Genomic DNA, 1922 nt, shown 5'->3' on the forward strand with positions numbered 1-1922 from the left:
TCCGCGGTCGCAGCGCTGGCCGCCGCGGCGGACGTCGTGCTGGCCGCCCCTGCGGTCGTCGCGGGGGCCGCGCGCGTCATCGCGGCGGTCGTCCCGCCGCCCGTCACTGCGCCGGTCGCCGGTGCGCGGGCGGCGCTCGTCTCGGTCGTCGCCCCGGTGCCGACGCTGCGGCTGTCCGTCGCGCTCACCGCGCGGGGCGCGGCCGCGCTCACCGCGCGGCCCGGAGGAGTCCCGCTCACCGCGGGACCGGTCGTCTCTACGTGGGGTGTTCACCGGTGTCGTCGATACCTTCGATGTCGTCAGGCAGGAAGGGGGCGAGGTCGGGCAGTTCGTCGAGGCTGAGCAGGCCGAGCCGCTCCAGGAAGTAGCCGGTGGTCCGGTAGAGGATGGCTCCCGACTCCGCGTCGTGGCCCGCCTCTTCGATGAGCCCCCGCAATACGAGGGTACGCATAACTCCGTCGCAGTTCACACCGCGGACCGCGGACACCCGCCCGCGCGAGACCGGCTGCCGGTAGGCGACCACCGCAAGGGTCTCCAGGGCCGCCTGGGTGAGTTTGACCTCTTGCCCCTCCTTGAGGAACTGCTCGACCACCTCCGCGCATTCCGGCCGGGTGTAGATCCGCCACCCCTCGGCGACCCGGCGCAGGTCGAAGCCGCGGTCCTCGGCGGTGTAGGCGGCCGACAGCTCCTCGAGGGCGTCGGCGACCGCGCCGACCGGCCGGCCCAGGCCGCGGGCGAGCTCGAACGCCTCCACCGGCTGGTCGACCACCATCAGCACCGCCTCCATGTCGCGGCGCAGTGCGGGATCGCCGGCGAAGGCGCCCTCCGGAGCCGCCCCCGGCTCGGCCGCAGCCCGCCCCGCCGCCTCCTGCACCGCGCCCTCCGCGGTACCGGCAGGGGCCCCGGCAGACCCCCCGGTAGCGCTGCCCGCGCCGCCCGTTGCGCTGTCCCCGCTCATTCATGCTCCTCTGCGCGCTCCGCGTCGGCGGGCGCCCCGTCGTCGTAGTCGTCGTCCACGTCCACTGCGCTCTCGGCGTCGCCGGTCCAGTGCACCGTCAGCTCACCGAGGGGATCGGGCTGGTCGAAGGAGACATTGGCCGCACGGTACAGCTCCAGCAGCGAGAGGAACCGCGCGACCACCTCGAAAGTCTCGGTGCAGTCCTCGGTCAGCCGGGCGAACGTCAGCGTGCCGTGCTCGCGCAGCGCCTCCACCACCAGTGCGCCCTGCTCGCGCACCGAGGTCCGCGTCTGGTGGATGTGGGTGACCGGCACGCTCGGCGGCTCCCGGGGGGTGAAGACCCGCCCGGCGAGCGCGGCGAACTCCTGCGGCCCGATCGCGATCAGCACGTCCGGGCGCGATTCGGCGAACCGCTCCTCGAGCCGCACGGCGCGCGCGAACCGGCGGCCCTGCGCGGAGAAGCCCTCGGACAGCAGCGCGGCGACCTGCTTGTAGGCGCGGTACTGCAGCAGCCGGGCGAAAAGCAGGTCGCGCGCTTCGAGCAGGTCCAGGTCGCCCTCGTCCTCGACGTCGCCGCGCGGCAGCAGCCGGGCGGCCTTCAGGTCGAGCAGGGTGGCCGCGACGAGCAGGAAGTGGCTCGCCTGGTCGAGGTCCCACTCGTCGCCGAACGCCTTGATGTAGGCGATGAACTCGTCGGTCACCGCCGACAGCGCGACCTCGGTGATGTCCAGCTTGTGCTTGGAGATGAGGCCGAGCAGCAGATCGAAGGGGCCCTGGAAGTTCTCCAGATGCACCTGGAAGCCGCTGGTCGGGCTGTCGGCCTGCTCCTCGGGCGCGCTCTGAGCCGCACCGCCGCCCCCGGCCGCGGCTGCGCCGCCCTCCGCGGGGCAGCCGCCGGCCGCGTCCGCGGACGGCTCCGCCGCCTCCGCCGGCGTTTCACCTGTGCCGGGCGGTGCGGCGCCGG

The 1922-nt window shown here is 74.2% G+C and carries 2 protein-coding genes and 1 pseudogene; all 3 read right to left on the reverse strand.

The window, feature by feature from the left end; all coding sequences use genetic code 11:
* Window positions 1–273: pseudogene (locus ACYVGT_RS28070) on the reverse strand (pseudouridine synthase); the annotation flags it as partial.
* Window positions 257–958 (reverse strand): SMC-Scp complex subunit ScpB, encoded by a 702-nt coding sequence (scpB, locus tag ACYVGT_RS28075; RefSeq protein WP_460863868.1) that lies wholly within the window; start codon window positions 956–958, stop codon window positions 257–259. The gene scpB and the pseudogene ACYVGT_RS28070, both read right to left, overlap by 17 nt.
* Window positions 955–1752 (reverse strand): segregation and condensation protein A, encoded by a 798-nt coding sequence (locus ACYVGT_RS28080; RefSeq protein WP_460863870.1) that lies wholly within the window; start codon window positions 1750–1752, stop codon window positions 955–957. The genes scpB and ACYVGT_RS28080 overlap by 4 nt, the downstream gene beginning before the upstream one ends.
* Window positions 1753–1922: the final 170 nt, after the last annotated feature.

This window comes from Nocardiopsis coralliicola (genome assembly GCF_054779695.1).

Excerpts from the sequence above, each read along its gene's own strand:
- scpB (WP_460863868.1), bottom strand. The coding sequence starts at position 958 with ATGAGCGGGGACAGCGCAACGGGCGGCGCGGGCAGCGCTACCGGGGGG.